The following is a 24,968-nucleotide window of genomic DNA, read 5'->3' on the forward strand; positions in this document are numbered from 1 at the left end:
GGTGCGGGCCGGTGGAGGCGGTGCCGACTGGTCCAACCAGTTGACGGGTTGATGTGTGCGGCGTCACACTCCTCGGCATGGCCTTCGCTCCCGCTCCCCGGACCTCGGTCTCCGACCACGTCTTCGGCCAGATCCGCGACGCCGTGGTCGATGGCCGCTACCGACCGGGTGAGGCGCTGCCCGGCGAGCGGGAGCTGGCCGCCACCTTCGGGGTGAACCGGCACGCCGTGCGCGAGGCCCTGCGCCGGTTGCAGCAGCTCGGCCTCGTGCGGATCAGCCAGGGCGGTGCCACCCGGGTGCTGGACTGGCGGGTGCACGCCGGGCTCGACCTCGCCCTGTCCCTCACCCGCTGCCACGACACCCTCCCGGTGGACACCCTGGTCCGCGACATGCTGGAGATGCGGGCCTGCATCGGCGTCGACGCGGCCCGGCTCTGCGCCGAGCGAGGCGAGGCGACCCTCCGGGCCGCCATTCCGCGCGCCGTCGAGGCGTACGCGGATCTGGCGCCCGACCTGGCCGCGATGGGCGAGGCCACCATCGCGCTCTGGCGGCACATCGTCGCCGGCAGCGGCAACACCGCCTACCTGCTGGCCTTCAACAGCCTGGTGGCCGGCACGCTCGCCGTCGGCAAGGCGCCACCGGAGCGCCGGGCCGCGGAACTGCTCGACGTGGCGGGCCACCGCCGGCTCGCCGACGCCGTCGTCACCGGCCGGGGCGCCGACGCCGCCCGCGAGGCGCGCGCCCTGCTCACCGCTCCCCTCACCGCCCCCGCCGCACCGAGAAGGGAAGCCCTGGCATGATCCCCGCCGTGCTCTACGCCGTACCGGCGTTCCTGCTGCTCATCGTCGTGGAGGCGGTCTCCTACCGGTTCGCCCCGGACGACGACGAACGCGGCTACGAGCTGCGCGACACCGCGACCAGCCTGACGATGGGTGCCGGCAGCCAGATCATCGGCGTGCCGTGGAAGCTGCTGACGATCGGCCTCTACGCCGCCGCGTACACGGCCGCGCCCGTGCAGCTCTCCCCCACCAGCATCTGGACGTGGGTGCTGCTGTTCCTCGCCGACGACCTGGCCTACTACTGGTTCCACCGGTCGCACCACGAGGTGCGGCTGCTCTGGGCCGGGCACGTCGTGCACCACTCGAGCGTCTTCTTCAACCTCTCGACGGCGCTGCGGCAGAGCTGGACCCCGATGACCGCCGTGCCGTTCTGGCTGGGCCTGGCGCTGCTCGGCATCCCCCCGTGGATGATCTTCCTTCAGCAGTCGATCAGCCTGCTGTACCAGTTCTTCCTGCACACCGAGAGGATCACCGTGCTGCCACGCCCCATCGAATGGGTCTTCAACACGCCGTCGCACCACCGGGTGCACCACGGCGCCAACGTCGAATACCTCGACCGCAACTACGGCGGCATCCTGATCGTCTGGGACCGGCTGTTCGGCACCTTCACCCCGGAGCGGGCCACCGTCCGCTACGGCCTGACCAAGAACATCGACACGTTCAATCCGCTGCGGGTGGCGACCCACGAGTACCGGGCGATCTGGGCCGACCTGCGGTCCGCCTCGTGCTGGCGGCACCGCCTCGGGCACGTGCTCGGCCGCCCCGGCTGGCAGCCCGCCGCGCGGGCGGCGGTGGCCCCGTGAGGCGCCTCTGGCCGTTCGGCGTGGTGGCCGTCGTCGAACTGATCGGCGTCGCCGCCGACTCGACCCTCCTACAGTGGCTGGCGAAGCCCCTGCTCGCGCCGGTCCTGCTGGTGTACCTGCTGCGGGCGCGGCGGCGGGTCGACCCCGTCGCCGTCGGCCTGGTCTTCGCCACCGGCGGTGACATCGCGCTGCTGCTCTCCGGCGACACGGCCTTCCTCGTCGGCATGGGCTGCTTCCTCGTCACCCAGATCGCCTTCCTGGCCGCCTTCCTGCGCCACCGCCGGCCGCCGGCCGCCGGTCTGATCATCTACCTCGCCCTGTGGGCGGTGGCCAACCTGCTGCTGTGGCGGGCCCTCGGCCCGCTGCGGCTGCCGGTCCTCGGCTACAGCCTCGCCCTGAGCCTGATGGCCGCCGCCGCGAACGGCGTCTCCCGGCGGGTGGCGCTGGGCGGGGGTCTGTTCCTCCTCTCCGACCTGCTGATCGGCCTGGACGCCGTGGACCTGCGGATCCCCGGCCACGGCCTGGCCGTGATGATCACCTACATCGCGGCCCTGCTGCTCATCACCACCGGTTGGGTGGCCGCGTCCGACCGCCGCGACCGGAGCGCGGCCGGCGTCGGCCACACCACCCCCACCCCCGCCCCCGGCCCGACGCCCGACGGCGTCCGATAGCACGCGCACGATCCGACGACGAGGGCCCGCCGCTCCCAACCGGACCGGTGGCCCTCGTCGTCCACATGATCATCGGTAATTCACAAGGCATCCACACGTCTCGCACAGGTTGGGGGGTTTGGCTGGCGCCTGGCCTCGTCCACCTACGAGATCGGTCGCCACATGCGCAATCCCTTCCATGCCCGGCCGGCCCCGCCCGGCGCCGTGCGGGACGAACCGCCGGACCCGGGCGCACCGCCGCACCGCGACACCGACCGGGCCGGGCACAGCCTGCGGGCGCCGAGCCGGCTGCACGCCTTCAACCGCTACGAGATCAAATACCTGGTCGACAGCGCTGCCGCCCGTGCCCTGCGCGACGAGTTCGCGCGCCGGATGGACCTCGACAGCCACGGCGGCGACACCGGCTACGGCGTGTGGAGCGTGTACTACGACACGCCCCGGCTGCGCTTCTACTGGGAGAAGATCGAGGGCCTGCGGTTCCGCCGCAAGCTGCGGATCCGGCACTACGGTGACCGCTTCGCCGTCACCGACGACACCACCGTGTACGTCGAGATCAAACAGCGGGTCAACCGGGTGACCCAGAAACGACGGATCGCCCTGCCGTACCGGCTCGCCCGCGACCTGTGCGACCGCCGCGTGCCGGTCGCGCACGACGAGTCCCAGCGCGCCTTCGTCGAGGAGGTCCTCGAACTGGTCTGCGGGCTGGACCTCCGACCGGTGGCGATGACCGGCTACCAGCGCGAGGCGTTCGTCGGTCGGGCCGCCGACACGGGCCTACGGGTCACCGTGGACCACCGCGTACGGGGCCGCGACCGGGACTTCCACCTGGGCGCCGACGCGCAGAACCGGCTCATCGTGCCGGCGAAGCTGTCGGTGGTGGAGATCAAGGCCAACGAGCGGGTGCCGTCCTGGCTGACCGACCTGGCGGCCCGTTCGAACATGTCGGTCGTCCGGATTTCCAAGTACTGCCAGAGCGTCGAGGCCTTCGGTCAGGCCCCCCGTTCCGTCTTCCACGTCGTCGCCGACGATCCCGCCGCCGACCTGTCCCCGACCACCGTCACGAGCGAGGCCTGAGAACACCATGGACTTCACCTTCCAGGACCTGTCCGGCACGTTCAGCGTCGCGGACGTCGCGCTGACCCTGTCGCTGTCCTTCCTGCTCAGCGCCGCCATCGGCTGGGTCTACCGGTTCACCCACCGCAACGTGTCCTACAGCCAGTCGTACGTGCAGACGCTGGTTCTCCTCGGCATGCTCATCTCACTGATCATGCTGGTGGTCGGGTCGAACATCGCCCGGGCCTTCGCGCTGGTCGGCGCGCTGTCCGTGGTGCGCTTCCGCAACGCCATCAAGGAGACGCGCGACGTCGGCTTCATCTTCCTCGTCATGGGCGTGGGCATGGCCTGCGGCACCCGCTTCTACACCCTCGCCGTCGTCGCCGCCGTGGCGATCGGCCTGGTCGTCCTGGTCATGTACCGCTTCAACTGGTTCGCCTCGCAGGTCCAGCGGCAGGTGGTCAAGGTGCAGGTGCCGCCGGGCGGCGAGCACAGCGCGTCCGTCCAGGACGTCCTGATCCGGCACACCAGCGAGTTCGAGCTGGTCAGCATGGAGACGATCCGCGGCGGCGCGCTCACCGAGATCATGTACACCGTGCGGCTGCGCAAGGGCCACGAGCCGGGCCAGCTCATCTCGGCGCTCAGCGAGCGTACGTCGGGACAGCGGGTGACGGTGCTGACCGGCTACGACCAGACGGACCTGTGATGCCGGCACCTGCCGCCGGCCCGGGCCGGCGCCTGTGGCGCCGGGTCCCGGTCCGCGTCCGGCAGTACTGGCGGCTGCTGGCCGGCTGCGTCGCGTTCCTCGCCGTCCTGGCCGTCGGGTTCAGCACGGTGCGGGTGCAGCCGTACGTCACCAGCGGCGGCGGGCGCGGCGGCGACGAGGTCACCCAGGACCTGGCCGGCAGCCGGGACCTGTTCGACCCGGGCGTCGCGCACAGTATCGGGCTGACGTTCCGCGCCGCGGACTACGACCGGATGGTCGACGCCTTCGCCAAGGAGGGCGAGAAGGAGTACGTGGAGGCCGACCTGACGATCGACGGCACCACGGTCCCGAGCGTCGGGATCCGGCTCAAGGGCAACTCGACGCTGGCGGGGCTGACCCGCGACGGGCAGGTCGTCGGCAGGACCGGCGGGCGGGCCGACGGCGGTGCTGCCCGGGGCGGACCCCCCGCGGCACCACCGGGCCGGGCGGCGCAGGGCGACGGCCCGGCGGCCGGCGCCGCCCGGCCCGGCGCCGCCCGCACGGCGCTCAGGGTGGAGGAGCCCGAGACGCTGCCCTGGCTCATCCGGTTCGACGAGTTCGTCGAGGGTCGCCGCTATCAGGGACACCGGGAGATCGCCGTGCGCGTGGGCGGCATGGGCGGTGGTGCGACGGTGCTCAACGAGGCCGTGTCCCTGCGGGTGCTCGCCGGCGCCGGGGAGGCTTCGCAGGGGTACGCGTACGCGCGGTTCGTCGTCAACGACCGCCCGGCCACGGCCCGGCTCGTGGTGCAGCACCCGGACGAGGACTTCGCCGACGGCCTCGACGGCGACGGGGTGCTCTACAAGGCCCTGGCCACCGGGAACTTCACCGACCAGGGCGACGACCCCACGGACTACCACGACGACTTCAGCCAGGTCACCGGCAAGGGCGAGCAGGACCTCCAGCCCGTCATCGACCTGTTGCGGTGGGTCGCCGACAGCAGCGACGCCGAATTCGACGCGCACCTGGCCGACCACGTCAACGTGGGGTCCTTCGCACGCTACGTCGCGGCGCAGAACCTGTTGCTCAACTTCGACGACATGTCGGGGCCCGGCCGCAACTACTACCTCTGGTACGACCTGACGACCAGGAAGTTCACGGTCGTCGGCTGGGACTACAACCTGACCTTCAGCGGCAGCGCCGACCAGGGGCCGCACGACGCGGGCCGGATGGGCGGCGGCGCTCCCGGCGCGCCGGCCGGGGGCGGTGTCCCGACGCGCCCCGGCGCCGACGGCCCACGCCCACCGGCCGGGCAGCCTCCGCAGGCCGGACAGCCTCCGCAGGGCGCGCAGGCGCCGGGTCGGGCACCCGGGCAGGGTGACGGCGAGCGGGCCGGCGGCGGCCACAAGCTCAAGGAACGGTTCCTCGCCAGCGCCGCCTTCTCGACCGGCTACGAGGATGCCTACCGCGAGCTGTACCGGGAGATCTACGCCGGCGGGACGGCGCTCACGGCCCTGGACGAGCTGACCGGGGTGGTCTCGAGCATCGACGGGCACGACGCGCAGAGCCTCGCCACCGAGGCGCAGCGGCTACGCACGCTGATCCAGGAGCGTGCGGCGCGCCTCGCCGAGGACGAGGTGGTCGCGAAGGGCTGAGCCCGCGGATCGGACGGCGCCCGTACTGCCTCCAGGTGCACGGCGCGACGGTGGCCGGGCTGCGCGCCGCCGTCGCCACCCTGCGCCCGGCCGTTCCCTGGAGCTGTTGCCGCCCGCGCCGCCGGAGGCCGACCTGGCCTGGGCGGTCGGGCAGCCGCACGTGGCCGCCGCCTTCGCCCGGGCCACGAGCGCAGTCCGTCTCGCCGGGGAGGCCGTCCTGCCCGGGCAGGTCCGGCGGCGGGTGCTGGCCTGCCTGGCCGACCCGCCACCGCCCGGACCGGGCAGCGGGTGGTCCCGGCCGCGCGGCCGGCGTTGCTGGCCGCGCTCGCGCCCTACCGCCGGTCCCGTCAGTGGCTGGCTTCGAGCTGACCGCGCAGCTTGCCCAGGGCGCGGGCGAGCAGGCGCGAGACGTGCATCTGGGAGACACCGACCCGGGTGGCGATCTCGCTCTGGGTCAGGTTGCCGTAGAAGCGGAGCGTCAGGATCTTCTGCTCCCGCTCGTCGAGGGTCGCGAGCGCCGGGCCGAGGGAGACCCGCAGCTCGGCCAGCTCGAACTCGCCGTCCTCGGCACCCAGGGTGTCGCCCAGCTCCGTGGCGCTCTCGCCGTCGCCGATGGGGGTCGACAGGGAGACCGCGTTGTAGGCGCGGGCCCCCTCGAGCCCCTCCAGGACCTCTTCCTCGGTGACGTCGAGGTGGGCTGCGATGTCGGCGACCGTCGGCGCGCGGTTGAGCGTCTGGGTCAGGGTGCCGTTGGCCTCGGAGATGCGCAGCCGCAGCTCCTGCAGGCGGCGCGGCACGCGGATGTTCCAGGTGCGGTCGCGGAAGTGGCGCTTGATCTCACCGAGGATCGTCGGGATGGCGAAGCCGGCGAAGTCGACGCCCCGGGAGGCGTCGAACCGGTCCACGGCCTTGATCAGCCCGAGCGCCGCGGTCTGGGCCAGGTCCCCGTTGGGCTCGCCACGACCGGTGTAGCGGAACGCGAGGTGGTTGGCCAGCGGCAGCCACGCCTCGATCACCCGAGCCCGCAGCGCCGGCCGACCGGGGTGGTCCTCCGGCATGGCGGCGAGGGCGGCGGTCAGCTCGCTCGCGCGGGTCTCGTCGCCGGCCACCGTGGTGGTGGCCTCGGTGGTGGTGACGGTCGGCGCGGTGCTCGTGGTGATCATGCTGTCCCTTCTGTCCCGCAGTTGCGGCAACGCCAGGAACCGGCGACCGCAGTGCCACCACCCTAGACCAACGGCCGCCCGCATATCAACCGAACGGGCGATGGATAAAAGCGACAGAAAGCTTTAAAACATGAGCTACGACTCGGAATTCGCCGGCTCCGCGTAGAGCCGGCTCACCGTCTCGGCGACGCAGACCGGCTTGCCGCCCGCGTCGCACTCCACGGTCGCGGCGGTGACGAGCTGCACCCCGCCGCCGACCGGGGAGACACCGGTGATGGTGGCGACGGCGCGGATCGCGGTGCCGACGCGCACCGGGGCGGGGAAGCGCACCCGGTTGAGCCCGTAGTTCACCCCCATCCGCACGCCCCGCACCCGATAGAGCCGGCCGACCAGCGCCGGCAGCAGGGACAGGGTCAGGAAACCGTGCGCGACAGTGCCGCCGTACGGGCCGGCCGCCGCCCGCCGCGGGTCGAGGTGGATCCACTGGTGGTCGTCGGTCGCGTCGGCGAACAGGTCGACGCGACCCTGGTCGATCGGCTGCCACGGCCCGGGGCCGAGGGTCTCGCCGACCGCGGCGGCCAGCTCGTCGACGGAGGCGAAGATCCTCATGCCAGGTGCCCGCCCAGCCGGGTGTAGCCGCGCAGCAGGTCCCGCGCGATGATCAGGCGCTGCATCTCGTCGGTGCCCTCGAAGATGCGGTAGAGCCGGACCTGCCGGTACCAGCGCTCGACGGGAAGCTCCCGGGTGTAGCCCATACCGCCGTGGATCTGCAGCACCCGGTCCACCACCCGGTTGACCATGCCGGCACCGTAGAGCTTCGCCATCGAGGAGGCGTGCCGCGGGTCCACGCCCTGGTCCACGGTCCAGGCCGCCCGCAGGATCAGCCAGCGGGCCGCCTCCAGCTCGGTCTCGGAGTCGGCGATCATCCACTGGATCGCCTGGTTGTCGCCGATCGGCCTGCCGAACGTCCGCCGGGTGTTGGCGTGGTCGATCGCCATCCGCAGCGCCCGCTCGGCGATGCCGACCGCGTGCGAGGGAATCGTGTAGCGCCCCTTGCCGATCCACTCCATCGCGAGGGCGAAACCCTGGCCGGGCTCGCCGAGGACGTTGCGCGCCGGCACCCGTACGTCGTCGAAGACCAGCGCGGCCGGCCCGCCCTCGCCCATGGTCTGGATGAGCTCCGAGCGCCAGCCCATCGCCCGGTCCACCAGGAAGGCGGTGGCTCCCCCGTTGCGGGCTCCCCGCTCCCGGTCGGTGACGGCGATGACGATGGCGAAGTCGGCCTCGTTGCCGCCGGTGATGAACGTCTTCTCGCCGTTGAGCACCCAGTCTCCGCCGTCGAGCCGGGCGCTGAGCCTGATGTTGGCGGCGTCGGACCCGGCACCCGGCTCGGTGATCGCGAAGCAGCTGCGTCGCTCCCCCTCGACCGTCGGGACCAGGAACTCCCGCTTCTGCGCGTCGTTGGCCCGGAACAGGATGTTGTCGGCCTCGCCGCCGAAGCGGAACGGCACGAACGAGCGGCCGAGCTCCGTCCAGACCAGCGACTGGGTGACGGCCGGCAGGTCCATGCCCCCGTACTCCTCGGGGGTGGCCAGCCCCCAGAAGCCGAACGCCCGCGCCTTGAGCTGCAACTCGCGCAGCTCGTCGGGCTCCAGCCCGGGCTGGTGGGCGCGTTCGCGCCGCAGCAGCTCCTGCTCCAGCGGCATGACCTCCCTGGCGATGAAGTCACGAGCCGTGTCGCGGATGGCCCGTTCGGTGTCCGAGAGCGCGAAGTCCATGTCCCCTCCGGTCGGTGCGGTGGTTCTCCCTGGTCAGAAGGCGTTGACGCCGGTCAGCGCCCGCCCGATGAGGAGCTGCTGGATCTGACTGGTGCCCTCGTAGAGGGTGGCGACGCGGGCGTCGCGCAGGTACTTGCCGACGGGGTACTCGTCGATGTAGCCGTATCCGCCGAAGACCTGCACCGCGTTGTTGGCCGCGCGGACGGCGGCCTCGCTGGCGAAGAGCTTGGCCGTCGACGCCTCGGTGGCGAACGGCTCGCCCCGGTCGATCAGGTCGGCCACCCGCCACACGAGCAGCCGGGCGGCGTCGGTGTCGACGGCGATGGCGGCCAGCAACTGCTGCACGAGCTGGTGCCCGGCGATGGGCTTGCCGAACTGGGTGCGCTGCCCGGCATAGCCGACCGCCGCGTCCAGGCAGCCCTGGGCGATGCCGACGCAGCCGGCCGCCACGGACATCCGGCCCTTGGCCAGGGTGCCCAGGGCCAGCCGGAAGCCCGCGCCCTCCTCGCCCAGACGCGCCGAGTCCGGCACCCGTACGCCGTCGAAGCGCAACTCCCCGGTGGCCTGCCCGCGCAGGCCCAGCTTGCCGTGGATCTCGCGCCGGGTCAGGCCCGGCGCGTCGGTGGGCACCAGGAACGCGCTGATGCCCCGGTGCCCCGGGCCGCCGGTGCGGGCGAAGACCAGCGCCACGTCGGCGGTGGTGCCGTTGGTGATGAAGATCTTCGCCCCGGTGATCAGCCAGTCGGCGCCGTCGCGGACCGCCCGGGTGGTCAGCGCGGCGGCGTCGGAGCCGCTGTCGGGCTCGGTAAGCGCGAAGCAGCCCAGGGCGGCCCCGGAACAGAGCCGGGGCAGCCACTGCGCGCGCTGCTCGGCGGTGCCGTGTGCGGCGATGGACTTGGCGACCAGCCCGAGGGAGACCGAGACGATGCCGCGCACGGCGGAGTCGCCGCGGCCGAGCTCCTCCAGCACGAGGCAGTAGGAGAGGTGGTCGCCGCCGGAGCCGCCGTCGTCCTCGGCGATGGTGAGCCCCAGGAAGCCGAGGTCGCCGAGCTTGCCGACGATGCCGGGGTCGACGGACTCCCGGCGGTCCCAGGTGGCCGCGTGCGGCGCCACCTCCCGGTCGACGAAGTCGGCGGCGAGCTGACGCACCGCCGCCTGCTCGGTGGAGAGTTGCAGATCCATGGCTCTTAAACTAGCGGTGGAAGTTTAATTCCGTCCAGACCCGGGTGTGGCAGAGTCTGCGACGGACACCGAGTGAAGGAGAACCGCATGCCCCGGCCGCGGCAGGCGCTGCTCAGCCGCCAGCGGATCGTCGAGAGCGCCGCCGCCCTGATCGACGCCGACGGGCTGGCGGCCTTCTCCACCCGCCGCCTCGCCGCCGAGCTCGGAGTGCGGGGACCGTCGCTCTACAACCACTTCGCCACGAAGGACGAGATCCTCGACGCGGTGGCCGACAGCGTCACCGGGCAGGTGGACGTGTCGTATTTCGCCACCGTCGACTGGCGCGAGGCGCTGCGCCGGTGGGGCCTTTCCTACCGCGCGGCGCTGGCCGCACACCCGAACATCGTGCCCCACCTGGCCCGAGGACCGGGGCGCCGGCCGGCCGCGCTCGCCATGGCCGACGCCGTCTACGGCGGGCTGGTCGCCGCCGGCTGGCCGCCGGCCCGGGCCACCCACATCGGCGCGCTCATGCGCTACTTCGTGACCGGCTCGGCGCTCGGCTCGTTCGCCCGGGGCTTCGTCGAGGACCCCGGGCTGTACGCGGAGCAGTACCCGCACCTGACCCAGGCCCACCGGCTGGCCGAGCATCAGCAGCAAGTCGACGAGGGCGCCTTCGCCCTGGGCCTCGACGCGCTGATCCACGGCCTGTCGCGCACCTACGAGGAGCACATCGGGCCGCTCGCGCCCCTCCCGCCCGCCGACGACGCGTACTAGAGTCAAAACTTGCGCTGCTAGTTTGGCCGACGTACGTGAGGGGCGCGATGGATCTCGCACGCACCGACTTCTACCTCGACGGAGCGTGGGTCGCCGCCGGCGGCGGCGAGACCGTCGCGGTGCACAACCCGGCGACCGAGGAGGTCGTCGCGGCGGTGCCGGCCGGCACGGCCGCCGACGTCGAGCGGGCCGTCGCGGCGGCCCGGGCCGCCTTCCCCGGTTGGGCCGACGCGGCACCCGCCGACCGGGCCGCGTGCCTCGACCGGCTGCACGCCGCACTCACCGCCCGGACCGACGAGATCGCCCGCACCGTCGCCCTCGAACTGGGCACCCCGCTGCGGGTGGCCACCCGGGTCCAGGCCGGCCTGCCGCTGACCGTCCTGCGCGGCTACGTCGAGCTGGCCGCCGCGCCCCCGGCCGACGAGACGATCGGCAACTCGCTGGTCGTACGGGAACCGGTCGGCGTGGTCGGGGCGATCACCCCCTGGAACTACCCGCTGCACCAGGTCGTCGCGAAACTGGCACCCGCCCTGGCCGCCGGCTGCACGGTGGTGCTCAAGCCGAGCGAGCTGACGCCCCTCACGGCGTACCTGCTCTTCGACGCCGTCCACGAGGCCGGCTTCCCGCCCGGGGTGGTCAACCTGGTCACCGGCACCGGCCCGGTGGTCGGCGAGGCCATCGCCGCACACCCGGACGTCGACCTCGTCTCCTTCACCGGCTCGACGGCCACCGGCCGACGGATCTCCCACCTCGCCGCCGACCGGATCGCCCGGGTCACCCTGGAACTCGGCGGCAAGTCGGCAAACGTCGTCCTCGACGACGCCGACCTGGCGGCGGCGGTGAAGGTCGGGGTCGGCAACGCGTTCCTCAACTCCGGCCAGACCTGCACCGCCTGGACCCGGCTGCTGGTGCACCACGAACGCTACGACGAGGCGCTGGCCCTGGCCGCCGGGGCCACGGCGGGCTACCGGCTCGGCGACCCGTTCGACCCGGCCACCCGGCTCGGCCCGCTGGTCTCGGCGGCGCAGCGGGACCGGGTCCACGAGCACGTCGCGCGGGGCCTCGCCGACGGCGGCCGGCTGGTCGCCGGCGGGCCGGACGCCCCGCTGCCCGACCGGGGACACTTCGTCGCGCCGACGGTGATCGCCGACGTCGACCCCGACAGCGCCCTGGCCCAGGAGGAGGTCTTCGGCCCGGTGCTCGCGGTCATGGCGTTCCACGACGAGGACGAGGCGGTCAGCATCGCCAACAACTCCCGCTACGGGCTGGCCGGCGCCGTCTGGTCCGCCGACACCGACCGGGCGCTGCGGGTGGCCCGGCGGATGCGCACCGGCGCCGTCGACATCAACGGCGCCCCGTTCAACCCGCTCGCCCCGTTCGGCGGCTACAAGCAGTCCGGGCTCGGCCGGGAGCTGGGCCGGCACGGTCTGGCGGAGTTCCTCCAGGTCAAGGCCATCCAGCGATGAGGGCGCTGGTCGTACGGGCCGTCGGCGCGCCGCTGCGGGTGGAGGAGATCGAGCTGCCCGCCCCGGGTCCGGGCGAGGTGCGGGTGAGCGTCCGGGCGGCGGGCGTCTGCCACTCCGACCTGTCCATGGTCGACGGCACGCTCACGACGGCGTACCCGCTGGTGCTCGGGCACGAGGCGGCGGGGGTGGTGGTCGAGGTCGGCGAGGGCGTCACGCGGGTCGCGCCCGGCGCGCACGTGGTATTGAACTGGGCCCCGCCGTGCCGCGTCTGCTGGTACTGCGGGCGGGACGAGCCCTGGCTGTGCGAACGCACCGGGTCGCCCTCGGCCCGGCGGGGCCGTACCCCCTCCGGTGAGCCGCTGCACGTCACGCTCGGTCTCGGCGCCCTCGCCGAGGAGGTGGTGGTGCCGCAGGAGGCCGTCATCGGGGTCCCGGCGGAGCTGCCCTTCGAGGCGGCGGCACTGCTGGGCTGCGCCGTGCTCACCGGCGTCGGCGCGGTACGCCGGACGGCCGGGGTGTCGCCCGGCGAGTCGGTGGCCGTGATCGGGCTCGGCGGGGTGGGCCTGTCGGTGGTGGCCGCCGCGCGGGCCGCCGGCGCCGACCCGGTGCTCGCCGTCGACGTCTCCCCGGCCAAGGCGGCGCTGGCCGCCGCGGCCGGCGCCACCGAGTTCCTGCCGGCCGACGGGTCGCTGAGCCGGGCGGTCCGGGAGCGGACCGGGGGCCGGGGCGTCGACCACGCGCTGGAGTGCGTCGGGCGCGCGGCCACGATCCGCACCGCCTGGCGGGCGACGCGCCGGGGCGGGCAGGTCACGGTCGTCGGCATGGGCGCCAAGGACGACATCGTCGGGCTGGGCGCGCTGGACATCTTCCACTCGGCGAGGACGCTGCGCTCGTCGGTCTACGGCTCCTCCGACCCGGACCGGGACGTGCCCGCGCTCGCCCGGGCCGTGCTTGACGGCACCCTCGACCTGTCGTACCTGATCACCGACCGGACCACCCTGGACGGCGCCGGCGAGGCGTTCGACCGGATGGCCCGGGGCGAGGGCGCGCGCACCGTCGTGCTGCTCTGAGGCGTACCCGCCGGCGTCAGGACAGCGCACGGGCCAGTTCCGTCCGCGAGCGGATGCCGAGCCGGTGGAAGATGTTGCGCAAGTGGTGGTCGACGGTGCGGGTGGAGAGGAACATCCGGGCGGCGATCTCCCGGTTGGTGGCGCCCTCGGCGACCTGTCGGGCGATGCGGAGTTGCTGGCCGGTCAGCAGCCGCGCCGCCGACTCCGCCGGGGGGCCGACGGATTCCCCGGCCGCCCGCAGCTCGGTGGTGGCCTGCTCCGCCCAGACGGCCGCCCCGATCAGGGTGAACGTCTCCCGGGCGCCGTGCAGGTGCTCGCGGGCGGCGCGGGGCCGGCGGCTGCGGCGCAGCTCCCGGCCGAGGAGCAACTCGGTGCGGGCCCGTTCGAACGCGCCGGCGTCGTTCGGGTGCAGCCGCAGGGCGCTGCGGAACTCCCGTTCCGCCTCGGCGCTGCCCCGGGGCGCGAGCAGAGCGTGGCAGCGCGCCGAGAGGGCCCGGCGGGACGGGCTCGCCGTGCTGCTGGCCCACCTGTCGAACACGGCGAGGGCGGGGCCGGCCGCCGGCCCGTCCGCGACGGCGGCGGCGGCCTCCACCAGGTACGGGGTGGCCATCACCTGGACCAGCACCTGGCCCCGGCCGGTGCCGGGACACGCCAGGGCGGCCAGTCGCGCGGTGGCGGCGGCGGGGCGCCCGTCGACCAGGTCGAGCACGGCCAGCGCCCACTGGGCGAGGGCCCACGGCCGGCTGTGGGCGCCCGGCGCCTCGCCGATCTCCCGGATCCGACGCAGGCTGGTGTCCCGGTCGGCCCGGACGGCCGCCAGCACCGCCAGCATGCCCAGGTGCACGCCCGCCCAGTTGTCCTGGCCGGTGTCGCGGGCCGCTTGCAGCCCCTCCCGGGAACTCTGCGCCGCCGCGTCGTGCCGGCCCAGCCAGTACTCGGCGGCGGCCCGCAGCTCCAGCGCGCGCGGCAGGGCGGACAGCTCGCCCCGCTCGCGGGCCAGCGAGACGGCGCGCTCGGCGAGCCGGTGCCCCGCACCGTCGACCGCCACCAGCAGCCCCGCCGCCGCGGCACAGGTCAGGGCCGCGGGGGTCAGCGCCGGCCCGGCCAGCTTCGCGCCCAGCACGACCACCCGCCTCAGCGCGGGTCCGGCCCGCTCGTGGTCGCCCCGCAGGGTGGCCGCGGTCCCGGCGACGTAGGCGCTCAGCAGCTCGGTCGCCGGCGGGTCGTCCGGCCGCCGCAGCGGCTCCGCCCGGCGGGCGACCTCCGCGTAGCGGTACTGGTCGCCGGCGAAGCAGGCGGCCTCGCCGGCCCGCACCAGCGCGCCGAGGGCCAGCGCACGGTCGACGCCGGCCAGCGTGCGCGCGGCGGCCAGCAGCGCGGTCGACGCGGGGCCGGGTCGGGCGGCGCGCAGCTCCATCTCCCCCCGCAGCAGCCCGGCCCGGCCCGCCACGGCGGCGTCGTCCGTCGCGGGCAGGCTCCCCAGCAGCAGCCGGGCCCGGTGCGCCCGCCCGGCCGACCAGGCGTACCGGGCGGCGGCGACCAGCCGGGCCGCCGCCGGTACCGGGTCGCCGCTGAGTTCGGCGGCGCGTTGCAGCGCCGCCGAGGCGACGGCCGGGTCGCCGCCCGCGCCGCCGGTCGCCGCCTGCTCCAGCTCGGCGGCCAGGGCCGGATCGGGTCCCTGCGCGGCGGCGGCGAGGTGCCCGGCCCGGCGCAGCCGGTGCCCGGGCCCGTCGAGCACGCCGGCGAGCAGCAGGTGCGCCGCGCGGCGCGCGGCCAGTGGCGCGGCGGCGGCGGTCACGGCCCGGACCAGGGGCTGCGGGAACGCGACCCGCCGCGGCCCGAGCCGGACCAGGCCGGCGAGTTCGGCCGGTGTGAGCGCCTCGACCGCCGCGCCGGCGGCCCGGGCGGCCCGGACCAGGGTGTCCAGGTCGCCGTCCTCGTCGAGCGCGGCGAGCAGCAGCATCCGCCGGGTGTCGGCCGGCAACCGGTCCAGCCGTGCGCGGTAGGCGCGGGCCAGCCCACCGTCGGACGGAGGCGCCTCGGGCACCGGTTCCGACCCCCGGCGCTGCGCCGGGGTGAGCCGCTCGGCCAGGTCGACAAGCGCCTGGGGGTTGCCGCCGGCGGCGACGCTGAGGGCGGCGGCCACCGGTGGCGCGGGCGGTTCCCCGGCCGCCCGGTCGGCGAGCAGGGCGACGCTGTCCCCGCCGTCGAGCGGGTGCAGCCGGTAGCGGGGTACCCCGGCGAGCGCGACGCCGGTGGCCGTGGTGAGCAGGACCGCCACCCGACTGCGGCGCAGGCGGCGGGCGACGACCGCCAGCGCGTCCGTGGTGGGTTGGTCGCCCAGGTCCACGTCGTCCATCGTGCACAGCAGCGGGCGGTCCCGCGCGGCGGTGGCGAGCAGGTTGAGCACGGCCAGGGCCAGCGCCAGCCGCCGGTGCGCGGGGCAGCCTGCGCCGGCCAGGGCCAGCAGCAGCACCCGCCGTTGCGGTCCCGGGAGCGTGCCGGACCGGTCGAGCACCGGCTCCAGCAGGCGTTGCAGCCCCGCGTACGGCAGGTCCGCCTCCTCGGCGAGCCCGGTGGCGGCCAGGACGGTGCAGCCCTCGGCGTGCCGGTGCGCGTAGTCGACCAGCGCGCTGCGGCCGGAGCCCGGCTCGCCCTCGAACAGCAGAGCTCCCCCGGCGGCCGGCAGGTCGCCCAGCAGGCGCCGGATCGCCGTCCGCTCCTCGGACCGGCCGCGCAGCACGGTTAGTTGCACTGTCGATGCAGTAACCATGCATCGAGTGTCACCTATCGATGGCCCGATGGGAAGGGTGGCGGCACCGCCGTCACCCTCAGCGGGCGACGACGTCGGCCAGCAGGGCGCCGACCGTGCGGGCCATGACCGCGCGGGCCTGGTCCACGCCCAGCCCCAGCCCGTCGCGCAGCATCGACCAGGCCGGCCACATGCTCGCCGCCACCAGGGCGTCCACCACCTGCTGCCGGGCCGGGCCGGCGGCGGCCAGCTCGGCGTCGAAGAGCTGCTCCACCTCGGCGCGGACCCGGGCGATGTGCTTGAGGCGGTTGCGGTGCAGCTGGCCGGAGACCGGCTCGCGCATCTGGGCGGCCCGGGCCGAGGCCGCGATGAGCTGGAGCAGCCGGGCCCGCTGCCGGCAGAACGCGTCGACCCGTCTGGCCAGCGGCAGCGCGGGCGAGATCGGCCGGTAGGCGGCGTCCTGCTGCCGGAGCAGCTCCGCGCCGCTGGCCTCGAAGAGGGTCTCCATGTCCTTGAAGTTGGTCCAGAGCGTCCGCAGGGAGATGCCCGCGCGCTCGGCGATGCGCTCGCCGGTCGGCCGCAGGTCGCCCTCGGAGATGAGCGCCAGGTGCGCCTCGACGATCGCCGCCCGGGTGCGTTCGGCACGGGCGGTGCGGCCGTCGACCCGAACCGGCGCCTCGGCACCACCCATCCGCCCCCGCCTCCGCATCGCCGTCACGTCGCCCGTACCGCCGCGCCGAGTCTAGCCGCGCCCGGACGCGCCACGACGCGGCCCGCCCGGCGGCCGGCCGGTCCCGTCGCCCGCCCGCCGCGGCGGGCGGACCCGCGCGCCGCGGTCGGCCGGACCCGGCCCGCCGGGGTCACCCGACCGCCCGGGCGACGGGGGCGGGTCCGCTCGCGGGCCACGCGGATTTTGCATCCACGGTGCAGATATTAGGAGCGCGTCCGACCGCAGTCAACGACGGGGACGCCAGAGCGGCGGGCCGGTTTCCGGACCGCGGGCGAGGGCGGACAGCACCACCGGGCCGGGCGGGGCGCGCCGGTAGGGTCGGCGCGTCCCGCCCGGCCCGGTGCCGGGTACGAGCGGTCAGGAGGCCGTCGGCACCCCGTTGGCCGGCGGGGTCACCGGCGCGGCACCGTGCTCGCGTACCGGCCCGTCGCCCTCGTCCGTCTCGTACGTCGGCCCGAAGTACGCCTGCGTTCCGCCGCTCACCCGGGTCAACCGCTGCCCGCCGTAGCCGGAGTGGTCCGATTCGGAGTACCGCAGCGGGGCCAGCCCCGGCCCCTGGTAGCCGCCCTTACGGACGGCCTCGGTCACCCCCTCGCGGGTGAGGTCCTTGCCGGCGGCCAGGAGCACCTGCACGAAGAGGTAGCCGACCGCCATGCCGTAGACGGTGTTGCCGTCGAAGGGCGCACCCCCGTTGTACTCCTTGTTCACCTTGGTGAAGAGCTGGATCCACGGGTCGGCGGTGTCGTTCTGCATCGGCAGGTAGTTGCCGCCGACCATGCCCTCCAGCAGCCCGGCGTTGGCGCCGAGCTGCTTGGCCAGCGTCGGGTGGTCGGCGCCGACGTTGGAGACCAGCCAGTGGGGCTGGAACCTGAGCCGGGCGGCGGTGCCCACGGCGAGGGCGGTGAAGCCGGGCACGGTGGCGAGGACGACGACCTGGCAGCCGGCCGCCTTGAACGCGCCGATCTGGGGCGCCACGTTGGTGTTGCTGGTGACGTAGGTCTGCTTCGCGACCACGGCGCCGGCCCCGAGCACCTTCTCCACGCCGACGAGGCTGTCCCGGCCGAAGTCGTCGTCCTGGCCGAGGAAGCAGACCTTCTGCCCCGGCATGCTGGTCTTCACGTGGTGGGCGAGGATCTTGCCCTCCACCGTGTAGTCGGGGTTGAACCCGAACGTGCCCGGATACCGGTCGGGCTGGTCCCAGCTTCGACTGCCGGAGGCGACGAAGAGGTCGGGCACCCGGTTGCTCTTGAGGAAGTCGAGCACACCGGTGTGCGTCGGCGTGCCGAGCCCGTTGAGGACGGCGAAGACCTTGTCCTGCAGGACGAGCTGGCGGACGACCTGCTGCGTGTTCGCCGGGTTGTAGCCGTCGTCCATGATCTTGTAGGTGATCTTCCGGCCGTGCACGCCCCCGTTGGCGTTGACGTGGTCGAAGTACGCCTTCGTGGCCGGGGCGATCTTGGAGTAGCCGGCGGAGGCCGGCCCGGTGAGCGGCATGTGCGTGCCGACCACGATCTCGGTGTCGGTGACGCCGGGCACCGCCGCCCCGCCGCCACCGGCGTCCTCGCTACAGGCGGCGGAGGCGACGAGCAGGGTGATGGCGGTGGCGAGCGCGAGGCCGCGCCGTGCCGTTCGTGTCATGTCAGACACCGGCCTTTCCTCGGTTCGGGGTGGTGGTGGGTGATGGCGGATGGACGGATACGGGTGGGCACGGATCAGGGCCGTCGCCGGCCCGGCCGCCGCGCGGCGGCGGCCCGGACCAGCCGGGACAGCAGTCCCTGCACGCCGCCGGGCGCGGCGATCATGACGACGACCAGGGTGCTGCCGAAGATGGCCAGCGGCAGGTTCCCCTCGATCCGCTGCGCGAGCGCCGGCGACAGGGTGAGCTGTTCGGTGAGGGCGTGCGTCAGGTCGGGCAGGGCGACCAGCAGGACGGCCCCCCACGCCGCCCCGGCGAGGCTGCCCAGACCGCCGACGACGACCGCCATCAGCAGGAACAGCGACAGCGTCAGCGAGAACGCCCCGGGCGACACGCTCTGCGCGAGCACCGCGAGCAGGGCGCCGCCGAGGCCGGCGCAGGCCGCGCTGACCACGAAGGCGAGGACCTGGGTGCGGGCGACGTGGATGCCCGCGAGGCGGGCGGCGACCTCGTCGTCGCGCACCGCCCGGAAGGTGCGCCCGTAGCGGCTGCGCACGAGGTTGGCCAGCAGCAGCAGGATCAGCAGGGTGGCCGCCGCGGTGACCCAGAGCTGCCACCGCTCGTAGGGGAAGTACGCGCCGAGGGCCGCCGGCGGGGGCTCGACCGGCACCGCCAGCCCCTGCTCGCCGTTGAACACGCCGTCGAAGGTGACGGTCAACGCGGGCACCACGACCGCGACGGCCAGGGTCACGCCGGCCAGGTACGGCCCGCGCAGCCGGGCGGCGGCCACGCCGACCACGGCGCCCACCACGACGGTGCTCAGCATGGCCGCGGCCAGCGAGACCGGCAGCAGCCAGCCGCCGGTCATCCCCGCGTCGGCGAACGCGTTCTGGCACAGGGCGACGGTGTACGCGCCGGTGGCCATCAGCGCGCCGTGCCCCAGCGAGAGCTGCCCGTTGAGCCCGGTGAGGACGGTCAGCCCGGCGGTGGCGCAGAGGTAGGCGGCCACGGTGGCGAGCTGGAAGTTGCGAAACGGCTCGAGGCCGTAGCTGGCGGCCACCAGCAGCAGCGCGGCGACGGCGGCGAGGCCGAGGTGGCGCAGCAGGGTCGAGCCGCCGCGGCGCCCGGCCCGGCCGGTGTCGTCGACCCGGGTGCGCGCGCCCGGCGGCGTCGCCGCCCTGGTGGCGCTCACACCCGCCTCGCGGTGACCGGGGCGAAGAGCCCGCCGGGACGGACCAGCAGCACCGCCAGCAGCAGCACCAGCACGGCGAGCGGGTTGACGTCGCTGCCGGCGTAGCCGCTGACGTAGGAGAGCAGCAGGCCGACCACGAGGCCGCCGACCACCGCCCCCGGTGGACTGTCCAGCCCGCCCACCACGGCGGCGGTGAACGCCGAGACGAAGACCAGGTCCATCGCGTGCGGGTGCAGGCCCAGCTCGGTGGGGATGACGAGCATGCCCGCCAGCGCGCCGACGCCGGAGGCCAGCGCCCAGCCGAGGGTGAGCATGCCGCCGACGTTCACCCCGAGCAGCCGGGAGACCTCGGGGGCGAACGCCGCCGCGCGCATCCGCAGCCCCACCGCCGTGCGGGTGAAGGTCCAGGCGAGCCCCACGACGACCACCGCGACCGCCGCGAAGACGAAGAGGTCGTACGGGGACAGGACGGCCACCCCGCCCACGGTGAGCGCGGACCGGGAGAAGGGCGCCTCGGCGGGCAGGAACTCGCTGCCGTACACCATGCCGAGCACGGCCTGGATCAGCAGCACCAGCCCCAGCGCGACGATCACCGGGTTGAGCGGTGAGGCGTGGTCGACGAAGCGCATGACGACCAGGTCCACCGCCGCGCCGAGGAGCAGCCCGGCGCCGAGCGCGGCCAGGAAGCCCAGCCAGTACGAGCCGGTGGCGGCGGAGACGCTGTAGGCCACGTACGCGGTGGCGACGGCCATCGCGCCCTGGGCGAAGTTGACGATCCGGGCCGCCCGCCAGATGAGCACCAGCGCCAGGGCGAACGCGGCGAGCACCGCGCCCCTGGACAAGCCGTCGAGGGTGAGGAAGACGAAGCGGTCCAACGGTCCTCCCTTTGCGGGGACGGGGTCTTCAGAAACCGAGGTAGGCGTGCCGCAGGTCGGCGTCGTCGCGCAGCCGGGCGGCCGGGGCGGTGGTGACGACCCGGCCCAGGGACATCACCACGCCCTGGTCGGCGATCCAGAGCGCGCTGCGCACGTTCTGCTCGACCAGCAGCACGGTCAGCCCGGTGTCGTCGCGCAGCCGGCGCAGCAGGGCCATGGTCTGGGCCACCACCCGCGGCGCCAGGCCGAGCGACGGCTCGTCGAGCAGCAGCAGGCTCGGCCGGGCGACGAGGGCCCGGCCGAGGGCGAGCATCTGCCGCTCACCGCCGGAGAGCTGGTGACCGTGGTGGCGCCGCCGCCGGGCCAGTGGCTCGAAGAGCTGGTAGACCTCGTCGAGGGCGCGCGCGGCGTCGGCCCGGTCGCGCCGCCAGAGCCCACCGAGGCGCAGGTTCTCGTCCACGGTCAGCTCGCCGACCACCCCGCGCCCCTCCGGCACGTGCGCCATGCCGCGGCGCACGAGCTGCTCGACCGGGACGCCGCGCAGGTCCGTCCCGGCGAGGGCGACGCGACCGGCCGCCGGGCGCAGCATGCCGGAGAGGGCGCGCAGCAGGGTGGTCTTGCCGGCCCCGTTGGCGCCGACCACCGCCGCGATGCTGCCCCGGGCGACGGTGAGGTCGATGCCGTGCAGCACCGGAGCGCCGCCGTAGCCGGCCGTCAGGCCGCGTACCTCGAGCAGGTTCCCGCCGGTCACGCCGCGGCCTCGTCGACGGCGGCACCGAGGTAGGCGTCGGCGACCGCCGGGTCGTCGCGTACCTCGTCGGGGGTGCCGGCGGCGATCACCCGGCCGAAGTCGAGCACCACGATCTCGTCGCAGACGGACATCACCAGGTCCATGTGGTGCTCCACCAGCAGCACCGCGCAGGGGTCGGCGTCGCGCCGGGGCAGGTCGCGGACCAGTTCCGCCAGCGCGGCGATGTCCTCGGCGCCCAGGCCACCGGCGGGTTCGTCGAGCAGGAGCAGCCGGGGCCGCGCGGCCAGCGCGCGGGCCAGGGCGACCCGCTGGCGTACGGCGAAGGGCAGCGTGCCCGGCGCGGCGTCGGCGTGCCCGGCGATCCCCAGGGCGTCGAGGACGTCGAGGGCGTGCCGGCGCAGCCGCCGCTCGTCGCGGTCGCTGCGCGGCAGGCCCAGCAGGGCGGCGAGGAAGCCGGCGCGGGCCGTGTGGGTGGCCCCGGTCAGCACGTTCTCCAGCACGGTGAGCCCGGCGAAGAGCCCGGTGCCCTGCAACGTGCGGGCGATGCCGAGCCGGGTCAGCCGGTGCGGGCGCGGGCGCAGCGGGCGGCCGTCGAGCGTCAGCGTGCCCTCGTCGGGCGTGACGAAGCCGCAGACGACGTTGAACAGCGTGGTCTTGCCGGCCCCGTTGGGGCCGATCACGCCGACCACCCGGCCGGGCGGCACCCGCAGCGAGACGTCGTCGAGGGCGGTGAGGCCGCCGAAGCGGACCCCGATGTGGTGCAGTGCGAGCCCTTGCTCCATCACCCGTCCCCCCGGCAGCCGCCAGTATTTACACTGGGAGTGTACGTTTCCGGCCGGGGGCGTCAATACCTTCGATGCCCCGATCGCCCGACCTCGGCGTGCGCCCTCCGGCCGGGACCGCGCGCCCGGCGGCCTACGCACCGCCCCGGCAGGGAGTGCGCGCGCCACGGGGCGGCCGCCACCGGCGGCCGCCCCCGGTCGGCGTCAGGCGCTGGGGCAGGTGTTGCGGTACTCCTGGACGGCCGAGCCGCTCGGGCCGGGGCAGAGGAACTGCTCGTAGCGGGTGTCGTCGTCGACGAACCGCTTCAGCCAGGCCACCGCCTGCCGGGCCGTGGGCGTGTTGACGGTCTGCGGGAAGAAGTGGCTCGCCCCGTTCAGCTCCAGGTACGCCTTCTCCGAGGAGGCCGGGATGCTGGTGTAGAAGGGCTCCGAGTGCGACGAGACCGGCGCCACGCTGTCGCTCTCGCCACCGATGATCAGCGTGGGCACCCGCACGTCGGGCCAGGACTTGTCGAGGTTCCAGGGCGCCAGCGGCACGGCGGCCTGCAACGACGGCCGCGAGACGGCCGCCTCCAGGCTGCCGCCGCCGCCCATGGAGTGACCCGAGACCGCGAGCCGACTGCCGTCGATGCGGCTGCGCACCGAGCTGCGCTCGACCAGGTAGTCGAGGGCGGCGAGCAACTGCCGACCCCGGCTGTCCGGCTGGTCGAGGCGCGAGTTGGTCTCGATGCCGATCACGACGAAGCCGTGCGAGGCGAGCCGCGGCCCGAGCCAGCTGATGCTGGACCAGGCGGCCGTGTAGCCGGGCGAGATGGCGACGGCGCCGAAGGTGCCCTCCGCGGTGCTGGTCGGGTAGTAGATGACGCCCCCGCCGAAGCCGGTGACGCTGAGCGAGGAGACGTTCTGCGAGGCGGTGGCGAACGGGCCGCGGCTGGCCTCCAGCAACGCGACGGTGGGGGCGGGACCGCGCTCGTACGGGTTGGCGGCGGCCTGGGCGGCCGGCGGGGCGGCCAGCGCGCCGGTGGCGGCCAGGACGGCGGCCACGGCCAGCGCGGCGAGGCGGACGGCGGGGCGGGGACGGGCGGTGGTGGTGGCTGATGACACGTCGGGCACTCCCTACGGGTCGGGGCATATCGACATGCATCAGTCTTGGGTGGTGCTGGCGGACCCGCATCGGCAAAATCGCCAGTCCGCTGTCGACAAGAACCCGCGACGGCCGTTTTCGCCCCAACGGTGGGGGTAGGGCAGTGCGTACCCCGGTTAGGAGGAGACGCCGTGTTCAATCCACTCGAGCACAAGGGAATCCCACTGGAGAGCCAGCTCCGCAACTGGCGCGAACTCAACGTGGAGCCGATCGACCCGGAGGCGGTCGACCCGTACACCCGCTGCCGCATCATCACCATGAACGGCATCGAGGTCGAGGCCATCAACTTCCAGCACCAGTTCGCCCGCAACTGCCCCGACCAGGAGGTCCGCCGGCAGTTGGCGTACGTGCGCTACCTCGAGAGCCAGCAGCAGCGCGTGGTGAACTGGCTGCTGCCCGGCGCGGCGAGCGTGCTGGAGACGACGCTCGGCTACGAGCAGGTCGCCGTCGACCTGACCGCGTGGGTGGCCCGGCACGAGCCGGACCCCTACCTGAAGCAGGGCTACGAGTTCGGCGTCCTGGAGGACTTCGACCACCTGTACCGCTACGCCAACCTCTACGAGATGGTGGAACGCCGCAAGGCCGACAAGATCGTCCAGGGGCTGACCGAGGTCATGCCCGGCCGGCCCACCATCGTCGAGCACCGGCACCCGTTCGACGAGGTGCGCACCCCGTACGACCGCAACAGCGTCGACCCCCGCTCCAAGCTGCACGCGCTGACCATCCTGTCGGCCGAGCAGCAGGTCATGTTCTATTACATGAACGTGGGGCCGCAGTACATGGAGCCCATCGCGCGCCAGCTCTACCAGGAGATCAGCCTCATCGAGCAGGAGCACGTCACGCACTACGAGTCGCTGCTCGACCCGGGCGAGAACTGGTGGGAGCGGCTGCTCACCCACGAGTACAACGAGTGCTGGCTCTACTACTCCTTCCTGCAGCAGGAGAGCGACCCGCGCATCAAGGCGGTGTGGGAGCTGCACCTGCAGATGGAGCTGGCGCACCTGCAACAGGCCGCCGACCTGCTGCGCCGCCACGACGGCCGCGAGCCGGAGGAGATCGTCGGCAGCGCGGGCCTGCCCGAGCCGCTGACCTTCGAGCCCAACAAGGAATACCTGCGCCACCTGCTCGCCACCCAGATCGACCTCAACAAGCTCGGCGAGGGGTACGTGCGGGAGGCGCACGAGCGGTTCGAGGCCATGCAGCAGCAGGTGCACGGCGGGCAGAAGCCGCCGAGCGAGCAGGTGATCGACATGCACCGGGAGCGGTTCGGCGACGAGTACCGCGTCGAGACCGAGGGGCCCCACCCGGTGGAGTCGCTGCGCGCGCGGGGAGGCAGCCATGCCTGACACCGGCGCCCCGGCCACGCCCGGGCCCGAGGAGGACGTCGTCGACCTGCTGCTGGCCCAGCACGCCCGGATCGAGGAGTTGTTCCTGCTGGTCGTCGGCAGCACCGGCGAGACCCGCCGGGACGCCTTCGACGACCTGGTCAAGCTGCTCGCCGCACACGAGACCGCCGAGGAGGAGGTCGTCCACCCGATGGCCCGGACCCTGCCCGGCGGGGGCGGCGACGCCATGGTCGACGAGCGGCTCGCCGAGGAACGCCAGGCCAAGGAGACGCTGAAGACCCTGATCGCCGGCGGTGTCGACGCCGAGGGGTTCGACACCGGCATCGTCCTGCTGCGCGACGCCGTGCTCACCCACGCCCGGTACGAGGAACGCCAGGAGTTTCCGCTGCTGCGCCAGCACGTGCCCGCGGACCGGCTGCGCACAATGGCCGGAGCCCTGCGGGCGGCGGAGGCGACCGCGCCGACACGGCCGCACCCGAGCGCCCAGTCGGCGAAGGGCAACCTGGCGGCGGGGCCGGCGCTGGCCGTCGTCGACCGGGTGCGCGACGCCCTCCGCCGGCCCTCGTCCAGCGGCTGACGCCCCCACATCCCGATACGCCGCACCCGCCCGGCCGAGCCTCGCCCGGGCGGGTGCGGCACGTC

At 74.3% G+C, this 24,968-nt stretch carries 23 protein-coding genes; 11 read left to right on the plus strand and 12 right to left on the minus strand.

Features of this window, described 5'->3' with window-relative positions; genetic code table 11:
• The first annotated feature begins 77 nt into the window (after positions 1 to 77).
• From ACQ452_RS16530 to ACQ452_RS16555, 6 genes are all read left to right on the plus strand, one after another.
• Entirely contained in the window at positions 78 to 800 is a 723-nt protein-coding gene (locus tag ACQ452_RS16530; RefSeq protein ID WP_433385276.1) for a FadR/GntR family transcriptional regulator, read from the plus strand.
• Positions 797 to 1,642: a sterol desaturase family protein gene (locus ACQ452_RS16535; protein ID WP_433385278.1), complete on the plus strand. Its 846-nt coding sequence runs from the start codon at positions 797 to 799 to the stop codon at positions 1,640 to 1,642. Before ACQ452_RS16530 ends, ACQ452_RS16535 begins: the two co-directional genes overlap by 4 nt.
• Complete coding sequence (locus ACQ452_RS16540) at positions 1,639 to 2,313, plus strand: lysoplasmalogenase (protein ID WP_433385281.1); 675 nt, start codon at positions 1,639 to 1,641, stop codon at positions 2,311 to 2,313. The genes ACQ452_RS16535 and ACQ452_RS16540 overlap by 4 nt, the downstream gene beginning before the upstream one ends.
• Before the next feature lie 162 nt (positions 2,314 to 2,475).
• Positions 2,476 to 3,387: a polyphosphate polymerase domain-containing protein gene (locus ACQ452_RS16545; protein WP_433385284.1), complete on the plus strand. Its 912-nt coding sequence runs from the start codon at positions 2,476 to 2,478 to the stop codon at positions 3,385 to 3,387.
• Positions 3,388 to 3,394: 7 nt separating this feature from the next.
• Entirely contained in the window at positions 3,395 to 4,072 is a 678-nt protein-coding gene (locus ACQ452_RS16550) for a DUF4956 domain-containing protein (RefSeq protein ID WP_433385286.1), read from the plus strand.
• Positions 4,072 to 5,706, plus strand: a complete 1,635-nt coding sequence (locus ACQ452_RS16555; RefSeq protein WP_433385289.1) for a CotH kinase family protein — start codon at positions 4,072 to 4,074, stop codon at positions 5,704 to 5,706. Before ACQ452_RS16550 ends, ACQ452_RS16555 begins: the two co-directional genes overlap by 1 nt.
• A gap of 347 nt (positions 5,707 to 6,053) precedes the next feature.
• Here the strand turns inward: ACQ452_RS16555 and ACQ452_RS16560 are convergent, their stop codons facing one another.
• The 4 genes from ACQ452_RS16560 to ACQ452_RS16575 form a co-directional block, all read right to left on the minus strand.
• The gene (locus tag ACQ452_RS16560; protein ID WP_433385292.1) at positions 6,054 to 6,869 is read right to left on the minus strand and encodes a SigB/SigF/SigG family RNA polymerase sigma factor; all 816 of its coding nucleotides are present in this window, start codon (positions 6,867 to 6,869) and stop codon (positions 6,054 to 6,056) included.
• Positions 6,870 to 7,004: 135 nt separating this feature from the next.
• Entirely contained in the window at positions 7,005 to 7,478 is a 474-nt protein-coding gene (locus tag ACQ452_RS16565) for a MaoC family dehydratase (protein WP_433385295.1), read from the minus strand.
• Positions 7,475 to 8,647 carry an acyl-CoA dehydrogenase family protein gene (locus ACQ452_RS16570; RefSeq protein ID WP_433385298.1) on the minus strand — a complete coding sequence of 391 codons (1,173 nt, stop codon included), beginning with the start codon at positions 8,645 to 8,647 and terminating at the stop codon, positions 7,475 to 7,477. Before ACQ452_RS16570 ends, ACQ452_RS16565 begins: the two co-directional genes overlap by 4 nt.
• Positions 8,648 to 8,680: 33 nt before the next feature.
• Complete coding sequence (locus ACQ452_RS16575) at positions 8,681 to 9,829, minus strand: acyl-CoA dehydrogenase family protein (protein WP_433385301.1); 1,149 nt, start codon at positions 9,827 to 9,829, stop codon at positions 8,681 to 8,683.
• 87 nt (positions 9,830 to 9,916) lie between these two features.
• On the opposite strand from ACQ452_RS16575, the gene ACQ452_RS16580 reads away from it, so the two are divergent.
• The 3 genes from ACQ452_RS16580 to ACQ452_RS16590 are packed head-to-tail and all read left to right on the plus strand — an operon-like array spanning position 9,917 to position 13,118.
• Positions 9,917 to 10,582 carry a TetR/AcrR family transcriptional regulator gene (locus ACQ452_RS16580; RefSeq protein ID WP_433385304.1) on the plus strand — a complete coding sequence of 222 codons (666 nt, stop codon included), beginning with the start codon at positions 9,917 to 9,919 and terminating at the stop codon, positions 10,580 to 10,582.
• Between the two features lie 47 nt (positions 10,583 to 10,629).
• Positions 10,630 to 12,048 carry an aldehyde dehydrogenase family protein gene (locus tag ACQ452_RS16585; RefSeq protein WP_433385307.1) on the plus strand — a complete coding sequence of 473 codons (1,419 nt, stop codon included), beginning with the start codon at positions 10,630 to 10,632 and terminating at the stop codon, positions 12,046 to 12,048.
• Entirely contained in the window at positions 12,045 to 13,118 is a 1,074-nt protein-coding gene (locus ACQ452_RS16590; RefSeq protein WP_433385310.1) for an alcohol dehydrogenase catalytic domain-containing protein, read from the plus strand. Before ACQ452_RS16585 ends, ACQ452_RS16590 begins: the two co-directional genes overlap by 4 nt.
• A 16-nt stretch (positions 13,119 to 13,134) precedes the next feature.
• Here ACQ452_RS16590 and ACQ452_RS16595 read toward each other — a convergent pair whose 3' ends face one another.
• The 8 genes from ACQ452_RS16595 to ACQ452_RS16630 all read right to left on the minus strand — a co-directional run bounded on the left by ACQ452_RS16595 (position 13,135) and on the right by ACQ452_RS16630 (position 22,940).
• Positions 13,135 to 15,891 carry a LuxR C-terminal-related transcriptional regulator gene (locus tag ACQ452_RS16595; RefSeq protein ID WP_433385313.1) on the minus strand — a complete coding sequence of 919 codons (2,757 nt, stop codon included), beginning with the start codon at positions 15,889 to 15,891 and terminating at the stop codon, positions 13,135 to 13,137.
• 58 nt (positions 15,892 to 15,949) lie between these two features.
• A complete protein-coding gene (locus ACQ452_RS16600; protein ID WP_433385315.1) occupies positions 15,950 to 16,561 on the minus strand; it encodes a TetR/AcrR family transcriptional regulator in 612 nt (203 codons plus the stop codon).
• Positions 16,562 to 16,957: 396 nt separating this feature from the next.
• Positions 16,958 to 18,238: an ABC transporter substrate-binding protein gene (locus ACQ452_RS16605; RefSeq protein ID WP_433385318.1), complete on the minus strand. Its 1,281-nt coding sequence runs from the start codon at positions 18,236 to 18,238 to the stop codon at positions 16,958 to 16,960.
• Positions 18,239 to 18,312: 74 nt separating this feature from the next.
• The gene (locus ACQ452_RS16610; protein ID WP_433385321.1) at positions 18,313 to 19,428 is read right to left on the minus strand and encodes a branched-chain amino acid ABC transporter permease; all 1,116 of its coding nucleotides are present in this window, start codon (positions 19,426 to 19,428) and stop codon (positions 18,313 to 18,315) included.
• Positions 19,425 to 20,303: a branched-chain amino acid ABC transporter permease gene (locus ACQ452_RS16615; RefSeq protein ID WP_433385324.1), complete on the minus strand. Its 879-nt coding sequence runs from the start codon at positions 20,301 to 20,303 to the stop codon at positions 19,425 to 19,427. Before ACQ452_RS16615 ends, ACQ452_RS16610 begins: the two co-directional genes overlap by 4 nt.
• A 28-nt stretch (positions 20,304 to 20,331) precedes the next feature.
• Positions 20,332 to 21,054, minus strand: a complete 723-nt coding sequence (locus tag ACQ452_RS16620; RefSeq protein WP_433385327.1) for an ABC transporter ATP-binding protein — start codon at positions 21,052 to 21,054, stop codon at positions 20,332 to 20,334.
• Positions 21,051 to 21,836 carry an ABC transporter ATP-binding protein gene (locus ACQ452_RS16625; RefSeq protein ID WP_433385330.1) on the minus strand — a complete coding sequence of 262 codons (786 nt, stop codon included), beginning with the start codon at positions 21,834 to 21,836 and terminating at the stop codon, positions 21,051 to 21,053. Before ACQ452_RS16625 ends, ACQ452_RS16620 begins: the two co-directional genes overlap by 4 nt.
• 204 nt (positions 21,837 to 22,040) lie before the next feature.
• Complete coding sequence (locus tag ACQ452_RS16630) at positions 22,041 to 22,940, minus strand: alpha/beta hydrolase family protein (protein ID WP_433385333.1); 900 nt, start codon at positions 22,938 to 22,940, stop codon at positions 22,041 to 22,043.
• 171 nt (positions 22,941 to 23,111) lie between these two features.
• On the opposite strand from ACQ452_RS16630, the gene ACQ452_RS16635 reads away from it, so the two are divergent.
• Positions 23,112 to 24,326, plus strand: a complete 1,215-nt coding sequence (locus ACQ452_RS16635; protein ID WP_433385336.1) for a hypothetical protein — start codon at positions 23,112 to 23,114, stop codon at positions 24,324 to 24,326.
• Complete coding sequence (locus ACQ452_RS16640; protein ID WP_433385339.1) at positions 24,319 to 24,903, plus strand: hemerythrin domain-containing protein; 585 nt, start codon at positions 24,319 to 24,321, stop codon at positions 24,901 to 24,903. The genes ACQ452_RS16635 and ACQ452_RS16640 overlap by 8 nt, the downstream gene beginning before the upstream one ends.
• Positions 24,904 to 24,968: the final 65 nt, after the last annotated feature.

Source organism: Micromonospora sp. KLBMP9576, assembly GCF_050941805.1.
GTDB lineage: Bacteria > Actinomycetota > Actinomycetes > Mycobacteriales > Micromonosporaceae > Micromonospora.